The organism is Mesorhizobium sp. M0062, from assembly GCF_040323125.1.
Classification (GTDB): Bacteria; Pseudomonadota; Alphaproteobacteria; order Rhizobiales; family Rhizobiaceae; genus Mesorhizobium.
Genome location: NZ_JAMYUO010000002.1, coordinates 232,642 through 246,923, shown reverse-complemented (window position 1 = coordinate 246,923; position 14,282 = coordinate 232,642). Strand labels below are relative to the sequence as shown.

13 protein-coding genes are annotated in these 14,282 nt (G+C 63.3%); 5 read left to right on the top strand and 8 right to left on the bottom strand.

Annotation, left to right across the window (positions count from 1 at the left end; all coding sequences use genetic code 11):
• The first annotated feature begins 89 nt into the window (after positions 1 to 89).
• The gene (locus NKJ64_RS03395) at positions 90 to 860 is read left to right on the top strand and encodes an isocitrate lyase/PEP mutase family protein (protein ID WP_023695831.1); all 771 of its coding nucleotides are present in this window, start codon (positions 90 to 92) and stop codon (positions 858 to 860) included.
• Between the two features lies 1 nt (position 861).
• Here NKJ64_RS03395 and NKJ64_RS03390 read toward each other — a convergent pair whose 3' ends face one another.
• The 4 genes from NKJ64_RS03390 to NKJ64_RS03375 form a co-directional block, all read right to left on the bottom strand.
• Positions 862 to 1,917, bottom strand: coding sequence for a succinylglutamate desuccinylase/aspartoacylase family protein (locus NKJ64_RS03390; protein ID WP_023695830.1), 1,056 nt, complete (start codon positions 1,915 to 1,917; stop codon positions 862 to 864).
• Between the two features lie 91 nt (positions 1,918 to 2,008).
• On the bottom strand, positions 2,009 to 3,187 hold the full coding sequence (locus NKJ64_RS03385; RefSeq protein WP_023695829.1) for an MFS transporter: 1,179 nt from the start codon (positions 3,185 to 3,187) through the stop codon (positions 2,009 to 2,011).
• Between the two features lie 115 nt (positions 3,188 to 3,302).
• Positions 3,303 to 4,694: an FAD-containing oxidoreductase gene (locus tag NKJ64_RS03380; RefSeq protein ID WP_352461967.1), complete on the bottom strand. Its 1,392-nt coding sequence runs from the start codon at positions 4,692 to 4,694 to the stop codon at positions 3,303 to 3,305.
• Positions 4,691 to 5,152 (bottom strand): membrane protein, encoded by a 462-nt coding sequence (locus NKJ64_RS03375; protein WP_023669981.1) that lies wholly within the window; start codon positions 5,150 to 5,152, stop codon positions 4,691 to 4,693. The genes NKJ64_RS03380 and NKJ64_RS03375 overlap by 4 nt, the downstream gene beginning before the upstream one ends.
• Positions 5,153 to 5,306: 154 nt before the next feature.
• Between NKJ64_RS03375 and NKJ64_RS03370 the strand changes: the two genes are divergently transcribed.
• Entirely contained in the window at positions 5,307 to 5,864 is a 558-nt protein-coding gene (locus NKJ64_RS03370; RefSeq protein ID WP_352461966.1) for a sugar O-acetyltransferase, read from the top strand.
• 15 nt (positions 5,865 to 5,879) lie between these two features.
• Here NKJ64_RS03370 and NKJ64_RS03365 read toward each other — a convergent pair whose 3' ends face one another.
• Positions 5,880 to 6,875 carry a GlxA family transcriptional regulator gene (locus NKJ64_RS03365; RefSeq protein ID WP_023699691.1) on the bottom strand — a complete coding sequence of 332 codons (996 nt, stop codon included), beginning with the start codon at positions 6,873 to 6,875 and terminating at the stop codon, positions 5,880 to 5,882.
• 123 nt (positions 6,876 to 6,998) lie between these two features.
• Between NKJ64_RS03365 and NKJ64_RS03360 the strand changes: the two genes are divergently transcribed.
• Both NKJ64_RS03360 and NKJ64_RS03355 read left to right on the top strand, forming a co-directional pair.
• Positions 6,999 to 7,637 (top strand): isochorismatase family protein, encoded by a 639-nt coding sequence (locus NKJ64_RS03360; protein ID WP_352461964.1) that lies wholly within the window; start codon positions 6,999 to 7,001, stop codon positions 7,635 to 7,637.
• Between the two features lie 510 nt (positions 7,638 to 8,147).
• On the top strand, positions 8,148 to 9,464 hold the full coding sequence (locus NKJ64_RS03355; protein WP_023691612.1) for a hypothetical protein: 1,317 nt from the start codon (positions 8,148 to 8,150) through the stop codon (positions 9,462 to 9,464).
• 61 nt (positions 9,465 to 9,525) lie between these two features.
• Here NKJ64_RS03355 and NKJ64_RS03350 read toward each other — a convergent pair whose 3' ends face one another.
• From NKJ64_RS03350 to NKJ64_RS03340, 3 genes are all read right to left on the bottom strand, one after another.
• Entirely contained in the window at positions 9,526 to 11,205 is a 1,680-nt protein-coding gene (locus NKJ64_RS03350) for a formate--tetrahydrofolate ligase (RefSeq protein ID WP_023683662.1), read from the bottom strand.
• A gap of 312 nt (positions 11,206 to 11,517) precedes the next feature.
• The gene (locus NKJ64_RS03345; RefSeq protein ID WP_023686165.1) at positions 11,518 to 12,642 is read right to left on the bottom strand and encodes a DUF2333 family protein; all 1,125 of its coding nucleotides are present in this window, start codon (positions 12,640 to 12,642) and stop codon (positions 11,518 to 11,520) included.
• Between the two features lie 16 nt (positions 12,643 to 12,658).
• Positions 12,659 to 13,963: a DUF6638 family protein gene (locus NKJ64_RS03340; RefSeq protein ID WP_023754946.1), complete on the bottom strand. Its 1,305-nt coding sequence runs from the start codon at positions 13,961 to 13,963 to the stop codon at positions 12,659 to 12,661.
• Positions 13,964 to 14,090: 127 nt separating this feature from the next.
• On the opposite strand from NKJ64_RS03340, the gene NKJ64_RS03335 reads away from it, so the two are divergent.
• Complete coding sequence (locus NKJ64_RS03335; protein ID WP_023749803.1) at positions 14,091 to 14,228, top strand: hypothetical protein; 138 nt, start codon at positions 14,091 to 14,093, stop codon at positions 14,226 to 14,228.
• The last annotated feature ends 54 nt before the right edge of the window (positions 14,229 to 14,282 follow it).

Below are 14,282 nucleotides of genomic sequence, written 5' to 3'. Positions count from 1 at the left end.
CCGCCGCTTCCGCAGCCCATGGCACATCGCCAAGGCTTGGGGTCCTGCCTAGACTGTTCGTCCAACATCGGAAAGACGGGAAGACAGCAATGACCGAGCAGATCGAGCGCGCACGCAGGTTCCATGCGCTCCACGTCAGGGGCAACCCGATCGTTCTCTACAATGCCTGGGATCCGGGCTCGGCCAAGATCGTCGAGAAGGCGGGCGCCAAGGCGATCGCCACCGGAAGCTGGCCGGTCGCGGCTGCTTTTGGTTATGCGGATGGCGAGAAAATTCCGCTGGAGCTGGCGCTGGACAACATCAAGCGCATCGTGGCGGCAGTCGACCTGCCGGTGACCATGGACCTCGAAGGCGGCTACGGCGTCGAGCCGGTGACTGTCGCCCAGACGGTGACACGTGCCCTGCAGGCCGGCGCCATCGGTTTCAATTTCGAGGACCAGATCGTCGGCGGCGCCGGTCTGCACGACATCGCCATACAGGTGAAGCGCATCGAGGCGGCAGCGGCGGCGGTGAAGGCTTCCGGCATTCCCGCCTTTATCAACGCCCGTACCGACATTTTCCTCAAGGCCAAGCCGGATGTGCATGACAGCGTGCTGCTCGACCAGGCCATCGAGCGGGCGCACGCTTATGAAAAGGCAGGAGCGAGCGGCTTCTTTGCGCCGGGGCTCGGCGACGAGGGTCTGATCGAGGCGCTGTGCAAGGCCACCGTGCTGCCGGTCAACATCATCGCGCTGGCGCATGTGCCGCCGCGCCAGCGCCTGGCCGAGCTTGGTGTCGCCCGTGTGAGCCACGGCCCGGTGCCGTACCGGCAGATGGCCGAATGGCTGGAGGCCAAGGCGCGGCTGGCGATTTCGGGTTAGCTCAGTCCTCCAGCGTGCCTGACCTCGCGTCGGCGCTCTTCTTGTCGCCGACCAGCTTCAAGAGATCCTCGCCGGCGCGGATGATGCGGCGCGAGCGGCGGGTCAGGATGACGCCGTCCTGCGGCGCCAGCACTTCGGTGCGGCCGCCGGCCTCGCCCGGTGTGTGGACGATGGTGGCGAGGCGCGCGCCCTTGGCGACGCGGTCGCCGGGCTTGACGTCGTAGAGGATGGCGCCGGCCCGGGGCGCCGGCATCATGTCGATGTTCTCCAGCGGCGCGACGAGGCCCTTGAACGCGCCGGGTGCGGGAAGGGCCGTATCGGCGATGACGCCGCGCGCCGCCAGCAGCCGGTAAAGGCCTTCGGCATCGGAACTTGCCAGCGCGCCGTCGACATCCAGCATGCCACGGTATTCTACCGTGGTGGCAACGCGGCGGTCGAGCTTCGCCACGTTGGCGGGGACGTTCTGGTAGGGCATGATCGTGGCGCCCTCGAAGGTGCCGTCGGTGTCCTCGCTCCACAACACCACGGCGTCGATACCCATGGCGGCGGCGCAATCGGCCATCGCCGGCCACAGGCTGGCGTGGACGTAGAGATAGGCAAGGCCCTCGTCGTCGCAATGCAGGTCGAGCACGATGTCGTGGCCGAGCGACAGCTGCACCAGACGGGTCTTCAATCGCTGGTCGGGGGTGCCAAGCGTGGTGTCGGGCAAAAGCTTGGCGTCCGGTGCTGCGAGCAACGGAAAGCCGCGGTTGAAATTGTTGCGGGTGCCGAGATGAAAGCGGCCCTGGTGCTCGCCGAAATGATATTGCGCGCGGCCGATCGGATTGGCCCAGGGCACGACCGTGATGCTGCCCTTGATGCGGCCTTCCGCTTCGGCCTTGTTCAGCGCCGGCATCAGCGCGTCGATGGCGACGACACCAGGCAATTCACCGGCGTGGAGTGCTGCCTGCAGATAGGCCGAAGGTGCTGCCTTGTCGGCGCCGGCGAAGCGGAACACCGGGAATTCGTAGGAAACGCCTTCGGTATCGCCGGCGATGCGTTCGATCGATTTCTGCATGGGATGCCTCCAGGATAAGAGGCAGAACACATGCACTTTTGCCGAAGGGCTGTCGATTGGTCCAGTTCGCGCCGCCATGGGCGCAATGGAATTATTCGGCGGCGGCCGGAACCGGCGTTATCGGCGCCGATCCTTCGAGCGCCTGCGAGACAACGGCTACGCTGACCGCCAGCAGGGCCAGCACCGCGCCGACCAGCGGCAAATGAGCATAGGAAACGCCGGCCGACAGAGCCACGCCGCCGATCCAGGCGCCGCTGGCATTGCCGACATTGAATGCGCCCTGGTTGAGCGTGGCGGCGAGGTTCGGCCCTTCCGAAGCCGCTTCGACGACGCGGATCTGCAGCGGCGGCACGACGACGAAGATCAGCAGTCCCCACAAGAAGACGATGCCGATGGCGACGCTGGCGATCGCGCCGTACTGCATGAAGCCGACAAACAGAACTGCCATCAAAAGCAGCGTGCCGATGACCGTCGGCATCAATTTCCAGTCGGCCAGCCGGCCGCCGATGATGTTGCCTATGGTCATGCCGGCGCCGAACAGCAGCAGGACCCAGGTGACCGCGGAGGTCGACAGGCCGGAGACATCGGTAAGGTAGGGCTTGATGTAGGTGAAGACGGCAAACAGGCTGGCCGAGGCCAGCGAGGCGATCAGCATGGCGAGCCAGACCTGCAGCTTGCCCAGCACGCGCAGTTCGCTGCGCAGGCCGCCGCCGCTCGGTTCGACGACATTGGATGGCACCAGCCAGGCGATGGCGGCAACAGAGATCAGGCCGATGCCGACGACGGCAAAGAAGGTGGAGCGCCAGCCGAAGGCTTCGCCAAGCGCGGTGCCGGCAGGAACGCCGAGAATGTTGGAGAGCGTCAATCCCGCGAACATCATCGCCATGGCGCTGGCGCGCTTGTTGCGCGGCACCAGGCTGGCGGCAACGACGGAACCGATGCCGAAAAAGGCGCCATGACCGAACGCGGTGAAGACGCGCGCGGCCATCAGGAGCCAGTAATTGGGCGCAATGGCGCAGAGCAGATTGCCGACGACGAACATCGCCGTCAGCGCGACCAACACTGGCTTGCGCGGCAGATGCGCGGTGGCCATGGCGACGATGGGTGCGCCGAAGACGACGCCCAGCGCATAGCCGGTGACCAGCAGGCCGGCCGAGGGGATCGACACGCCGAGATCGGCCGCAACCTCCGGCAACAGGCCCATGATGACGAATTCGGTGGTGCCAATGCAGAAGGACGCAATGGCAAGCGCAAGGATCGGCAAAGGCATGGAAAATCCAGACTGAATCGGTTCAATTCAGACTGAACGAGAAGCCTTGCCGCGCGCAATGCACATTGCTGCAACGCACCAATGCAGAAAGCGCTGAGCTTGACGCGGGGCTATGTCAGGCGAGCGGCTTCAGCTCCTGGGCGATGGTTGGCAACAGCTCCGAGACGTTGGGGTGGATATGCACGGCGCGCGCCAGCGTATCGACCGACGCCTTGGCGTACATCAGGTCGAGCACGCAGTGCACTGCCTCGTCGCCGCCGGGGCCGAGCACGGAGCAGCCGAGGATTTCCCTGGTGTCGGCATCGACCAGGATCTTCATGAAACCTTGCGTCTCGCCCTTTTCGATGGCGCGGCCGACGCGGGTCATTGGTCGCTGGCCGACCAGCGCCTTGCGCCCGGATTTCTTCACCGCCGCCTCGGTCATGCCGCAGCGGCCGAGCGGCGGATCGATGTAGAGCGCATAGGCCTCGATGCGGTCGCTGACCTTGCGCGGATCGTCGTCGAGCAGATTGGCGGCGACGATCTCATAGTCGTTGTAGGAGGTGTGGGTGAAGGCGCCCTTGCCGTTGCAGTCGCCCATCGCCCAGATGCCGGGCACGCTGGTGCGCAACTGGTCGTCGACGGTGACGAAGCCGCGCAGATCGACCGTGATGCCGGCCTTGTCGAGGCCGAGGTCGTCGGTGTTGGGGGTGCGGCCGAGTGCCAGAAGCACATGCGAGCCGACCGCCGGCGGCTTGCCGGATGAGAAGGTCACGGCGATGTCCTTGCCCTGTCTGGCAAAGCGGATGTCGTCGGCGCCGACATGGACTTCTATGGCTTCGTTTTCGAGGATCGATAGGATGGCCGCCGACACGTCCTCGTCCTCGCGGCCGGTCAGGCGCGAACTCTTCTCGATGACGGTGACTTCAGAGCCGAAGCGGCGAAACATCTGCGCGAATTCAAGAGAGATGTAGCTGCCGCCGACGATGACGAGGTGGCGCGGCAGAATTTCGAGGTCCATCATTGAGGAGTTGGTGAGGTAGTCGACGTCGTTGACGCCGGGCAGGTCGGGCACCGAGGCGCGGCCGCCGGTGTTGAGGAAGATCTTTTCGGCAGTCAGAAGCTCGTCGCCGACGCGCACCGTGTTGGCGGATTCGAAGCGGGCATGGCCGCGATAGAGCGTGCAGCCCTTCATGCCGGCGATCCAGGTCTCCAGATTGGTGCGGGAGTCATTGGTGACCTTGTCCTTGCGCGCCTTGATCCTCTTGTAGTCCACGCCGACAGGGCGTGAGAACGTCACGCCATAGTCCGCGGCACGCCGCGCCAGATGCGCGGCATAGGCGCTGGCGACCATGGTCTTCGTCGGCATGCAGCCGGTGTTGACGCAGGTGCCGCCGACCAGCTTGCGCTCGATCAGCGCCACGCTCATGCCGGCTGACGTCAGCCGGCCGGCGAGAGGAGGGCCGGCCTGTCCGGCGCCGATGATGATGGCGTCGTATGTCTTGGCGTCTGAGGCTTGGGCAGTCATACCACCGCCGCCACGATCAGCAGGCCGCCGATGATCGCCACCGCGTCCTCGATGAGGGCGGCAGGCAAATCCTTGCCGAAGGCGGCGGCCAACCGGCCGCGCGCTTCGGCGCCGCCATAGGTGCCGATGACGGCGCCGATGGCGCCGGCAATCAGGCCGCCAATGGTGGAACCGGCGGTGGCGCCGATCACCGCGCCGCTGAAGGCGCCAAGCAGGATGCGGGCGCCGAATTGCTGCGGCACCTTGCGGCTCGGCGTCGAGGGCAGCTGGTCGGTGACCAGTTCGACGATGGCGAGGATGGTGAAGATACCGACGGCGGCCCAATGGCCCATGAAACTTGCCCAGGTGCCGGCCACCGGCAGCCAGCCGAGATAGGCGCCCCAGGCGATCGCGCCCGGCGCGGTCATGGCGCGAAGACCGGCAATCACGCCGATCAGAAGTGCAAGCAAATAGAGCATGTCGATCCCCTCGAAAGCAGGCCCGGGACTGGCCTACGAGGGCAAGCTAGCATAGGTCCTGCGTTTGACGAGAGTAGGCGATGGTGCTTCTTCCATCAGTGAGCATTGTACTTTGGTAACCAGTCGAACATGACGAACGGACGGAGTCGCTGTGATGGCCGGAAGCGAACGCACAAGGATGATTGCAGGCGAATGGTACACCTGCATCGACGACGAACTAGAGGCGCTGCGGGTGATCGCGCGCGATGCGGTGTTCGAGCATAATACGCTACCGCCCCAGCAACGCGGCAATATCGGTCCGGCGCTGTCGGTGCTGCTCGGCAGCACGGGCGAGGGCGGCCGCATTGAGGCGCCGTTCCACTGCGCCTACGGTTTCAACATCCATCTCGGCGACGGCGCCTTCCTCAATGCCGGCTGCACCATCCTCGACACCGCGCCGGTGCGTATCGGCAGGCGGACGCTTCTCGGCCCCAATGTGCAGATCTACTGCGCCGAGCACCACAAGGAGGCCGCGGGCCGTCAGGCGGGACTGGAGATTGCCCGGCCGGTCACCATTGGCAATGACGCCTGGATCGGCGGCAGCGCCATCATCCTCGGCGGCATCAGCATCGGCGATGGCGCCATAGTCGGCGCCGGCGCGGTGGTGACGCGCGACGTGCCTGACAACACCACAGTGGTCGGCAATCCGGCGCGGGCGGTCAAGCGGGGCTGAACTCGTCGTGGGCGGTCAGTATGAAGCCGTACGTGCCATGCGCTCGTCCGGACCGGCTCGCCGCGAGAATTCACGCCGGTATTGGGCCGGTGACGTCTTGAGCCGTGCGGCGAAATGCTGGCGCAGCGAGGTGGCGCTGCCGAAGCCGGCTTCGAAGGCCACCATGTCCATCGATTTTTCCGTCGCCTCCAGCAGCCGTTGCGCCAGTTCGGTGCGTTGGCCGGCCAACCATTCGCCAAAGCTGGTGCCGATCGATTTCTGGAAACGGCGGGTGAAAGTGCGCCGAGTCAGGCCCGCGGCCTCCGCGACGCGGTCGAGGTTGTGCGTTTGTCCGAGCGTTGCCCGCACCGTGTCCAGCGCCAGGGTGAAGCGGTCGGTGGCCGGGGTTTTCGCCAGCGGGCGCTCGATGAACTGCGCCTGCCCACCCTGCCGGTGCGGCGACAGTACAATGTGCCTTGCCAGCCGCAGCGCTACCTCTGCGCCATAGCGCGCGCGCACAATGTGCAGGCAGCAGTCGAGCCCGGCGGCGACGCCGGCCGAGGTGACGATGTCGCCGTCGTCGACATAGAGCACGTCGGCGTCGACTTCGATGTCCGGGTACAATGCCTGCAACCGGTCGGTGGAGGCCCAATGTGTCGTCGCACGCCGGCCCGCAAGCAGCCCGGCGGCGGCAATGGCGAAGGTGCCGAGACAGAGGCCGACGATCAGCGCACCGCGCCGGTGCGCGTGGGTGAGCGCTGCCAGGAGCGGCGGCGGAAGTGGGGCCTCGAGATCCTTCCAGCTCGGAACGATGACGATGTCGGCATCGTCGAATGCGGAAAGGCCATACGGCACCGCGATGGTCAGCCCGGCATCGGTGTGGATCGCTCCATCGTCGAGCGCGCAGACGCGAAAGTCGAAACGCGGCAGGCCAAGCATGGTGCGGTCGGTGCCGAACACCACGCACGGCACGGAGAGGTGGAACGGGCTGATGCCGTCAAAGGCGAGAACGGCAATGATCGGGTCGGCCATGCGTGTTTCCAGCAAGCGAAAAGCGGATTGTCCCAATTCTTTCGACTGATGTCAATCGGGCCACTTTTGGCAGTCGGGCGATTCGCCTATTTCCTGTCCCATTCGAGCTCGAAGGAGAACACCATGTCCGCCAATATCACGCCACGCCGCGCACTCATCGTTATCGATGTCCAGAATGATTATGATGGCGGCAACCTCGCCATCCAGTGTCCGCCGTTCCGCGACAGCGTCGTCAATGTCGCGCGCGCTATGGATGCCGCCGCTGCGGCCGGCGTGAAGGTGGTGGTCGTCAAGCAGATGGCGCCCGAGACCTCGCCAGTCTTCGCCAAGGGCAGCCATGGCGGCGAACTGCATCCCGAGATCGCCCGGCGAAGCCGCGACCACTATGTCGAGAAGTCACTGCCTAGCGCCTTTGCCGGCACCGACCTCGAGGCGTGGCTGCGCGCCAATACCATCGATACGATAACGGTGATCGGCTACATGACGCATAATTGCGACCTGTCGAGCATCATCCACGCCGCGCATGTCGGCTTTGCGGTCGAGTTCCTGTCCGACGCCACCGGTTCGCTGCCTTACGCCAACAGCGCCGGCTACGCCTCGGCCGAGGAGATCCACCGCGTGGTGTCCATCATCCTGCAGTCGCGCTTTGCGGCCGTGCTCAAGACCGCCGAATGGATCGATTGCCTGAAGACCGGTGCTTTGCCCGAACGCGACACGCCCTATGCGTCCAACCAGCGCGCGCTGGCGCGCTACGCTGCATAGGCAAATTGCCGCGAAGGAACAGGGGCGCCGCAGTCTGCGGCGCCCCTTGGCGTTCCTGATCACGAACACCGGGGCGTGGCCTCGTTTGGAAGTCTTTTCGGCTGGGCCCGGATGATGAGCCGGCTAAACGCAAGAAACTCAGATCGGGCTCTATCTCAGGATGGGGAACTGGAGAACAGAGTGAAGTCTTTCACAGACGAAGGCCTCTCTCCGAGGAACGGTATATCTGGATCAAGGGGTGGGACGGGGTAGACTTCCCCGGGAGAAACAAGTGAAAGCGCGAATTGCACGAACTACAGTCGTTCTCGCCTTGGCTGGTGCCGCGGCACTCTTGCCATGGCCCGCTTTCGCCCAGGTCCCTTCGCACGCGCCGGGGACGATCTGCTTCACTCAATCCTTCTGGTGCTGGGCGCAGCCGCCCGGCCCGCCCGGATATCCGTGCGGGTGCCCGTCGCAATACGGCTATGTGCCGGGGTATCTAGGGTAGTCGTCAGGCGGGGGGATTTCACGATGACGACGACACCGGCCGACCCTCTCGTTTCTGGACTCATCGCGGACGCCAAGCTGGTCGCCAACTACGGCCGCTACGGTGTGTTCAAGGACAGTTCCCTGTTTGCGGCCATCGGCAATGCCGAAAAGCTCGACGATGCGACGGCCAGCCAGCCTGAGGTCGTCAATCTTCAGACGGTTTTCAACGATTGTTCCGGCACCGTGCCATTTGCCACCCTGGCGGCACTGCGATCGGGCTGGTCGCCCGGTGACATGTCGCGCAAGACCGCGCTGGCGACGTACTTTCTCGTGGCTCTTTCCGTGCTTTTCATGGTTGTAACCGGAAGATTGACGTACATTTACAACAAGGGAGTCGCGATAAACTCCGAACTCATAGAAATCGACAACAATGATTTCAGCGCACGGTTCGGACAGGCGATACGCCAGGTTTGGGCGACGAAGAAACAACTGAGCTCGGCATCGTCCGAGCAGGCTTCGACCACGGATCTGACGCTTCTGAAGGACGCCTATTACAATTCGGAAGATAGCCTTCACGCTCTCGACCAGCGCTTTTCCTCCCTGGTGAGAAGAGCGCAAGGGTTCATGACTGAGGACGCGCAATTCCCGATCTGGGGAATGCAATGGATGTACTGCAAATTTTATTCAACCTCCACGGCAGATGGCGTAGCGGCGGGCCAGGCTCAGTATTCCCAGCAAGGTGCCATAGACCAGTTCTGTGACCAGCCGCTGGGGGTGAGTAAATCCACGCCTCCAGACAAGCTCAAGGAGCTCCCCAATCAGCCGGATGCCTATTGCGCGCAGATAAACACCGAAAAGAAAAACCCGAACAATCTTGAAGGTACGTCTTCGGAAAAAGTGACGGACGTGAATGCCGATTTCGACGAGGCAACGCGCAGCCTGCAGTGCGACGGAGTGATCACGATCGCGCCGAACTCGATCTACACGCTGACCGCGCAGATAAAGACGCTGGACGAGGTTCTCAGCCCATATGCCTTGTGGATACTCCCGGCCTTCTACGGCGCGCTCGGAGCCATCATGTTTCACATGCGGATGATCCTCAATCCGCTGCTGCCCAATCCACCGCTGTCGCGGCTGATCCACAGGATCGCACTGGGGGCGCTGGCCGGCATGGTGCTTGCCTGGTTTGTAGCACCGGGCACCAAGCTTGGAGAGGAGGCTTCGGGAATAGGCTTCAGCCTCTTCACCTTCTCCTTCCTGTTTGGGTTCAGTCTGGATATCTTCTTCACCATTCTCGACCAGTTCGTCAGCATGTCGGTCGCCGGGATCAAGAAGTTCGGGTCCTCGACAGTGGCGTGAGAAGCCCGGCAAGCAAAAGGGCGCCGCATGGCTGCGGCGCCCTTGGTTGTCGAGACAAATCTCAGAACAGGCCTTCGATCTGGCCGGCCTCGTTGAGGAAGATTTTTTCCGAGGACGGCGCCTTGGGCAGGCCGGGCATGGTCATGACCTCGCCGCAGATGACGACGACGAAGCCGGCGCCGGCCGAAAGCCTGACCTCGCGCACCGGCACGGTGTGCCCGGTCGGCGCGCCGCGCAGGTTCGGGTCGGTCGAGAAGGAATATTGGGTCTTGGCCATGCAGACCGGCAGGTGCCCGTAGCCGGCCTGCTCCCAGGCATGCAGCTGGTCGCGCACCGACTTGTCGGCGATCGCCTCGTCGCCGCGATAGATGCGCTGGACGATGGTGTTGATCTTCTCGAACAGCGGCATTGCGTCGGGATAGAGCGGCGCGAACTGCGAGGCGCCGGATTCGGCGATCTCGACGACCTTGCGCGCCAACTCCTCAATGCCGGCAGAGCCATTGGCCCAATGCTTGCACAGGATCGCCTCGGCGCCGAGCGAGGCGACGAAATCCTTCATCGCCTGGATTTCCACCTCGGTATCGGTGGTGAAATGATTGATCGCCACGATCGCAGGCACGCCGAACTGTTTCACATTCTCGATGTGGCGGCCCAGATTGAGGCAGCCCTTCTTGACTGCCTCGATGTTTTCCTTGCCGAGATCTTCCTTCTTGACGCCGCCATTCATCTTCATGGCGCGCACGGTGGCGACGATGACGGCAGCCGCCGGCTTCAAACCCGCCTTGCGGCACTTGATGTCGAAGAATTTTTCGGCTCCGAGGTCGGCGCCGAAGCCGGCTTCGGTGACGACGTAGTCGGCGAGCTTCAGCGCCGTGGTGGTGGCGACCACCGAGTTGCAGCCATGCGCGATGTTGGCGAACGGGCCGCCATGCACGAAGGCAGGGTTGTTCTCCAGCGTCTGCACCAGGTTTGGCTGCATGGCGTCCTTCAGCAGCACCGCCATGGCGCCGTCGGCCTTGAGGTCGCGGGCATAGACCGGCGTCTTGTCGCGGCGGTAGGCGACGATGATGTCGCCGAGGCGCTTTTCCAGATCCTTGAGGTCGGTGGACAGGCACAGGATAGCCATCACCTCAGAGGCGACGGTGATGTCGAAGCCGGCCTCGCGCGGATAACCGTTGGCGACGCCGCCGAGCGAGCAGATGATTTCGCGCAGCGCCCGGTCGTTCATGTCCATGACGCGGCGCCAGGCGACGCGGCGGGTGTCGATGCCGAGCTCATTGCCCCAGTAGATGTGGTTGTCGATCAGCGCCGACAGAAGATTGTGCGCCGTGGTGATGGCGTGGAAGTCGCCGGTGAAGTGGAGGTTCATGTCCTCCATCGGCACGACCTGCGCGTAGCCGCCGCCGGCGGCACCGCCCTTGACGCCGAAATTCGGGCCGAGCGAAGCCTCGCGGATGCAGACGATCGCCTTCTTGCCGATGCGGTTGAGGCCATCACCGAGGCCGACGGTGGTGGTCGTCTTGCCTTCGCCGGCCGGCGTCGGGTTGATGGCGGTGACGAGGATCAGCTTGCCGTCCTTGTTGCCCTTCACCGATTTGATGAATTCGGCCGAAATCTTCGCCTTGTCGTGGCCGTAGGGCAAAAGGTGCTCGGTCGGGATGCCGATCTTGGCGCCGATCTCCTGGATCTGCTTTTTCTTGGCGCCGCGCGCGATCTCGATGTCGGACTTCACTTCGGCCATGACGGCTTTCCTTCGGATTGGACGGTGGAGGGGACGGGTTTGATCTCACTCGCAGGCATGTTGAACCAGGGCGCGGGCATGTTCTAACCCTGTCGCTCCCGCGGCGTCAACTTGCATGCAACTATGTTTCCTATGAAGAAAGTGTCTCCGCGGCCGGCCGACCTGTCGCCGGTTCTTCCTGGCTCCGTTGCCGCGCCGTATAGAAGCCAGAGGACGCGACGTTCCGCCGTCTCAAAACAGCCGCCCAATGCACGGAATGCGACAGAGGCGACGGCGCAAATTCGCCATCGCTCGCCGGGAAAGCTGTGGACGCTACTGAGTCAGGACGTTGCTGATCTCGACCATGTTGGAGCGCACGCGAAGCACGTAGAAACCCATCGTCGTCAGGTGCGTCGGCATGATCCAGCCATCCTCGCGGCCATTGGCGATGATGAAGGGCTGGATGCGCAGGGCCGAGACGAATTGCGCATCCATCGTGTCCCACAGATTGCCGAGATGCTTTTCCTTGATGACGTCCTCGAAGTCGGCCTGGGCGCCCTTCATCAGGCCGTAATAGGCATAGAGCTGGCCATAGGCGAACCAGAAGCGGTCGTCGGCGCGGAAGTCGAACCAGCCATTGTTATGGTTTTCGGCGCGCTCCTTGAGGATCGCGGAGGTGGAACCGATGTCGGAGGAGATGCGGTCGATATACTGCTTCAGATTGTCGGCGCGGGCATCGAACGTCGCCTGGCAGCTGCCGAGGCGGGCGTTGAAGGAGCGTAGCTTGGTGACGGCATCGCGATAATAGCTCGGCGTCGGCGTCTTGGGGCCGAACGGGTTGAGGCCGAAATACCAGGTCTCCTCGTCGAACTGCAGATTGCCGCGCGCATCCTGCAGGTCGCCGTCGATCTGCGATGTGGTGCGAACACGGCCGAGATTGTCGGCAAGCTCGGTGGCGGTACGCCGCACCGCCTGGTTGATGCCGCGCTGGAACGAGGCCTTGTTGTCCATGAACGGCGTGTTGTCCCAGTCGATGCCGAACAGGCCGAGTTTGTAGAGGATCATCGACGAGATCCAGGCATTCTGGTTGACGTTGAAGTCCGTCAGGTCGGCCGCCACCTGGGCGATGCCCGAATTGCCGCAGGTCTTGGCGGTGTCGGTGCCGGCGCCGGCGGCGACCTGTTCGCCGGCGGAAATGTTGCGGTTCTCGAAGGTGTATTTGTCGACGTAGTTGGGATCGAACTTGTTCCACCACTGGGTGGCGTAGAAGAAATTGGCGTAGAGGCCGATCAATACCAGAAGCGCGAGGCCGACCACAGCCTTCAGGATCCAGCCGCGCTGCGTATACCAGCGCCCAGCCCAGAGGAACGGCCACAGGATCGCGCCAATGACGAGGCCGATGCCGCGGCCTATCCATTGGAAGATGCGGGTGAAGAAATTCACGATCGGATCAAGCATGGCTCTCGTTCACCCCTCAGTCAGTCAGGCCGTAAAGGCGCGTGCGAAACGCCACTTTGTCTTTCAAATATGTGGTTTTCAGAACGTCCACAACATGCGACCGCCAGGCGTCGCTGTAGCCGTCATAGTCCTTGTAGAAGCCCGGCTTGTTGAAGACGTAACGCGAGACAAAGTCCTGCTGCACGAAATCCGAGATCAGCTGGTTGGTCAGCCAGGCGTCGGGATGGTCGGGCTTGCCACGCACGACCAGGAAGCGCTGTTGCGGAAACACATCCTCGATCTTGAGATGGCCGAGCTGGGCGATCTCACGCTTGGCGGCGTTGAGAAAGGGGAAATTGCCGTCCTTGGTGATCAGATCGGCATGGCCATGGATCCAGGTCTGCAGCCAGACCTTGTCGACCTCGGTCAAATTGCGGTTCGGCTCTGTGTCGCGGATGAGAGAGCGCACCACCATCTCGGCGCGATGCTCGAGATAGCCCGAGCTTTCGACCCATGACGCGCGCGGCAATTCGATGCGGCCGGTGCTGGCCAGGAACTTGAACACCTTGTCGGCATCGTTGATCGAGAGATAGCTGACCTGCCAAGGCCGCGAACGGCGAAAGCCGGGGGCGGCCGGGTCGCCGATGACGGTAGTCATATCAGGATCGACGAAGACGTAGACGCCGCCGAAATGGCTGGTCCAGTAGGCGTTGTGGCGGAAGATCACCTGGTCGGGCACCAGCGCATTCTCACGGATATCGCCGCACACCTTCGCCAGTTCCACCATACGGCTCAGCATGGTGTTGTCGCGCCAGGCATCGGGCTCCTGCTTCAGCCGGTCGACCAGCTTGCCGAGTTCGGCGGCCTTGCCCAGCACGTCCTCGGCCGAAAGCACCCTGAACTCGACCTGGCTGATCGACAGCAGATCCTCGATGTCGTTGACCAGGGGAACGGAATCCTCGATCTCCCCGTAGATGACATCCTTGATGGTCAGCGCATCGATGGCGCGCTGGTTCTTGGACATGAACTCGAACATCAGCTGCGAGGTGTTGGAAAAGGCGGTGTGCACCACCGGCAGATCGATCTGCGACGGCGTCAGGATGATGAAGCGGCGGTTGACCTCATTGGGGTCGAGATAATCGTAATCGCCGCATTCCTCGGCCACTTCGGGCGAGAAGCCGGTGCGGTCGATCTGGAAGCTCTTCAGCTTGGTGGGCTTGAGGCCAAAGGCAACAAGCGCCTTGTTGTAGCGCTGGATGAGGTGCGACTCGTCGACGGTGAGCAAGCGACCGTAGATCAGCTCATTGTCGCGGAGAAGGTCGGGCTTTTTGGCGTGGCTCATGCAGAACGTTCCGAGTGGCGTTGCCTGTTGTGGCGAAGCGCCAACGCTGACGCCTCCCTCTCCCCGTTCTTCACGGGGAGAGGGTAAGGGTGAGGGGCAGCGCTAGCATTCAAGGACATGTCTCCCCATGGCCTTTGGCGTCAATAAATCGAAGATCATTGGTCCGGATGTGCCGATCGAGGCGCTGTTCGATAGCTGCCAGTATGGTCGTAGCGATCTCTGGTCCACGCATGCGCCGCCCCTCACCCTTACCCTCTCCCCGTGAAGGACGGGGAGAGGGGGGCGTCAGCGTTAGCGCCAAGCCTTTCAGCACCCGCGG